Origin of the sequence: Microcoleus sp. S13_B4, assembly GCF_036700885.1 — a bacterium.
Lineage (GTDB): Bacteria > Cyanobacteriota > Cyanobacteriia > Cyanobacteriales > Microcoleaceae > Microcoleus.
In genome coordinates, this window is record NZ_JAUBPU010000120.1 from 1 (window position 1) to 4,010 (window position 4,010).

General features: G+C 41.4%; 1 protein-coding gene and 4 pseudogenes. 3 read left to right on the forward strand and 2 right to left on the reverse strand.

The window, feature by feature from the left end; genetic code table 11:
• Positions 1 to 205 precede the first annotated feature (205 nt).
• The 3 pseudogenes from QT994_RS27285 to QT994_RS27295 form a co-directional block, all read left to right on the forward strand.
• A pseudogene (locus QT994_RS27285) lies at positions 206 to 866 on the forward strand (ISAs1 family transposase); the annotation flags it as partial.
• A 122-nt stretch (positions 867 to 988) separates the two neighbouring features.
• A pseudogene (locus QT994_RS27290) lies at positions 989 to 2,485 on the forward strand (IS5 family transposase).
• Positions 2,486 to 2,535: 50 nt separating this feature from the next.
• A pseudogene (locus QT994_RS27295) lies at positions 2,536 to 2,892 on the forward strand (ISAs1 family transposase); the annotation flags it as partial.
• Here QT994_RS27295 and QT994_RS27300 read toward each other — a convergent pair.
• Positions 2,870 to 3,478, reverse strand: a complete 609-nt coding sequence (locus QT994_RS27300; protein ID WP_333180217.1) for a glycosyltransferase family 4 protein — start codon at positions 3,476 to 3,478, stop codon at positions 2,870 to 2,872. The pseudogene QT994_RS27295 and the gene QT994_RS27300 overlap by 23 nt on opposite strands.
• A 38-nt stretch (positions 3,479 to 3,516) precedes the next feature.
• A pseudogene (locus tag QT994_RS27305) lies at positions 3,517 to 3,915 on the reverse strand (transposase); the annotation flags it as partial.
• Positions 3,916 to 4,010 lie beyond the last annotated feature (95 nt).

The window sequence follows — 4,010 nt, forward strand, 5'->3', positions numbered from 1 at the left end:
TATAAAATTTCTTTATTTCCGACTCAATTGAACTAGAATAAAACATAGGTTTAAAGGTCAGATAAAGTGGTAGAATAGAAAAATCTCTTGCGACTTTCTATCAATTTTAGAGAAAATAGCAATCAGGGCGCTGTTTTTGATTATATCCAACAATCCATCAAGTTATTTATTTTTCAGTCCTTAGCTGCGATCGCCGATGCGAGCGGGGTGGGAAGACATCGAAAATTATGGACTCAGCAAGCAACAATGGTTAGAAGAATTTTTAGAGTTACCCAATGGCATACAAGCGCGATGATACATTTCGCCGGGTGTTTGAAAAGCTAGACCCGAAAGTTTTAGAGGAGAAATTATCGCAATGGTTGCCACAAATTATGGGTTCAGTCTTGCAAGAAATTATTCCCATAGATGGCAAAAGTTTGCGGGGTTCTTACGATCGAGAGAAAGGTTTAAAAAACTTACATTTAGTGACAGCTTGGGCGAGCAAACAACGTTTGGTACTCGGGCAAGTTAAAGTAGAAGACCATTCCAATGAAATCACAGCAATTCCAGCCCTACTAGAACTACTCGACATTGCTGGGGCGATTATCACCATTGATGCGATGGGGAATCAAACAGAAATAGTCCGACTGATTCGTCAGAAAAAAGCCGATTATGTCGTGGCACTAAAAAGCAATCATCCCACTCTTTACAATCAAGTTAAAGACTGGTTTGAGACGGCAAAAACTCAGGAATTCATGGGGATTGGTATGAGTTATGATTCCCGAACCGAAAAGGGACATCATCGCCTCGAAACTCGAAAAGTTTGGGCGGTATCACTTGCCAAACTAGGAGGACTTTACAAGCAAGAGCAATGGCCTGACTTACGTAGGGCTTGCTGAATAATCGATCGCATATTACGTGGTCTGGGTTAAGAGATGGTGCGATCGAGAGTCATCGCCGTGAAAAACAGGTAAAATAGGTCAAAAGCCGTGCATCACCACCTGCGATCGTGTACAGAAAAGCTGAGCTTGCCCCAAGCCCCCCATCCGAGTTTGAACTGCCCTTCGGAGGAACGTTGTCTGCGGACAACCGTTGGGTGAAAATGGCCCAAATAATCCCGTGGGATGAATTTGAATCAGAATATGCGGCCAACTTCCCTGCAGCGCATGGTGCACCAGCCAAATCATGGAGGATGGCATTGGGGGCATTAATTATTAAAGAAAAATTAGGAATTAGCGATCGGGAAACGGTAGAACAGATCCGCGAAAACCCCTATCTACAATACTTTATCGGTCAATCAAACTACAGCAATGAACTACCATTTGACCCATCTCTATTAGTACACTTTCGGCAACGAATTAGTCCCAACCTAATTAATAAAGTGAACGAACGCATGGTTAAAAAAATGCGAGAAATCACGCCAGTCAAACCCGAAAAAAAAAAGGATTCGGACGCCAAAAATGAGTCACCCAATCGCGGAAAACTAATCATAGATGCAACCTGCGCTCCAGCCGATATTAGTTATCCGACCGACTTAGGACTATTAAACAGAGCCAGAGTTCACACCGAAAGAATCATAAATATCCTGTATTAACAGCTTAAAGGTCAAATCCCGAAAAAACCAAGAACCTACCGTAATCTCGCCCGAAAAGATTACTTATTAATAGCAAAACAAAGAAGATCATCCCGCCACAAAAAAAGACATGCAATTAAAAAACAACTTCTATATATCAAAAGAAACCGGGATCATATTGAACAGCTAATCGATTCAGGTGCCACCCTAAGAGGTCTGAATAAAAAGCAATATAAAACCTTACTAGTCCTCACAGAGGTCTATCGCCAACAGCAATGGTTATTTGATAACAATAAACAGAGTATTGAGGATAGAATAGTAAGTTTAAGCCAACCCCACATCCGTCCCATAGTCAGAGGCAAAGCCGGAAAAAGCGTAGAGTTTGGAGCTAAACTATCAGCGAGCTACTTTGAAGGATATGTATTTTTAGACCGGATGAGCTGGGATAATTTTAATGAATCAGGAGACTTAAAAGCACAAGTAGAAGCTTATCATACCTTCAAAGGATACTATCCAGAATCAGTTCATGCAGAGCGAATTTATCGAACAAGAGAAAACCGAGCTTGGTGCAAAGAAAGAGGAATTAGAATCAGTGGGCCGCCCCTCGGAAGACCCCAGCAAATGTGAGTAAAGAAAAAAAGAAGCAAGCCGCATCTGATGAGAGGATTAGAAATGCAATTGAGGGCAAATTTGGGCAAGGTAAACGAAGATTCGGTCTAAATTTGGTCATGGCAAAACTTGACAATACCTCGCAAACAGCCCTTGCGATTACTTTTTTAGTAATGAACCTTTCTACCTGGTGGCGCCGGGTTTTTTGTGTGTTTTTATGCGGTTCAGGGAAAACAATGCCTGTTTTTGGGCTTAACATAATTTGCGCTTGCTTATATTTTACTTACAATGAGGCAGGAAAAACTCATCTTTAACTCGGATTGAATAATCAATCACTCCCGATCACCAAAAAGTTATCGATTATTCAGCAAGCCCTACGTACTATTGTGATGATCGAAAGAGTTCGTCATCTGTGGAACAAAACTACGCACGACGTACAGTTTTACCTAAGTTCTTTACCAGTAGATGCCCAGCTCAATGGTCGTGCTATTCGTCAACATTGGAGCATTGAAAACCAAGTGCATTGGAGTTTAGATGTGACTTTTAATGAAGATAAATTCCGAATTCGCTCGTTAAACAGTCCTCAGAACTTCGCTCTGGTAACACGCATTGCCCTTAATGCGGTCAACCAAGAAACAACTCTCCAGCGTAGCCTGCGACAAAAAATCAAACGGGCTGCGATGAACAATGACTATATGATGCAAATTCTCAAGTGCTTTTGTCAAGCATGATTGAGATGCTCTTACCCTGGTAATAATCCAGAGTTTCTGATTGATTAACCCATCCTGGAAAGCTGACTGTTTCCTCTAAATCCAGCTCCTTGACACGGTTTTCCAAGTTATTTCTTTCCGAGCTATCTCCTACGATAGTTAAGCGTATTTTACTTTGCATTGCCTGGTCTAATTTCCCAATAGACTCTATGACCACATCGGCGCATTTGTAAGGCACTAATCTGCCCACAAAAAGTAAATTTATGTGGGAACCTTCTTCTTTTGGTGGTTTGACAGACATTAAAAATTCCTGGGCAATCCCATTTTCGTAAAACAGCTCTATTCTTGTATCGGGGATAGCAAACAATTTTTTTAGCAAATTTAGAGTATATGTTGAACCTGCCAATACTTTGTCTGCTTTCTTGTAAGTTTCTACATAACCTGGAATTAATGCTCGCCCAACTGCTCTAAAAAAGTTGAATTGAGCAAATTCTTGTCTGGCCGTTTCTTGAAACCCCGGTGGAAACGGAATGCCCCCATTCACAGGTCCTAAAATAAAAGGAGTCTGCTGGCACACACTGACTACCTTAAACGGATATTGCGGCATTATCGGGGTAATTGCAGGAACTACAGCACTTCCGGATGTTATGAGGTACAGTAGCAGCAATTAGTAAACCAGTTTTTAAGATGTTTCGGATTAATTAAGTCAAGAGCCACAGCAATTATGGTGTCAACCATTTTAGTGGTGGTTGGTGAAAACTGGATCAATAAAGATTTGAGTTGCGACCACCATAATTCAATTGGATTAAAATCAGGAGAGTATGGGGACAAACACAAGATAGAAGCACCCACCGCTTCAATCATAGGCTTAATTGAATCTACTTTATGCGCTGGTAAATTATCCATCACTACTACTGCTCCCGACCACAATTTTGGCACTAAACATTGAGCGATAAACACCTCAAATGCGTGGCTATCCATCGAGTTGTCCATGGTCATTAATGCCACTACTTGCGTGAGACTAATTGCACCAATTACTGTGACTTTCTTGCCTCGATAAAAACTGTAGTTTAGACTAACTAAAGATGAGAACGGTGGCTTTCAGAAGAACTAGAGCCACCGCGCCGGGAGAGAATGAG

What these genes read in the sequence shown, in the direction of transcription:
- QT994_RS27300 (WP_333180217.1), bottom strand. Translation starts at nt 3,478, where the DNA reads ATGCCGCAATATCCGTTTAAGGTAGTCAGTGTGTGCCAGCAGACTCCT.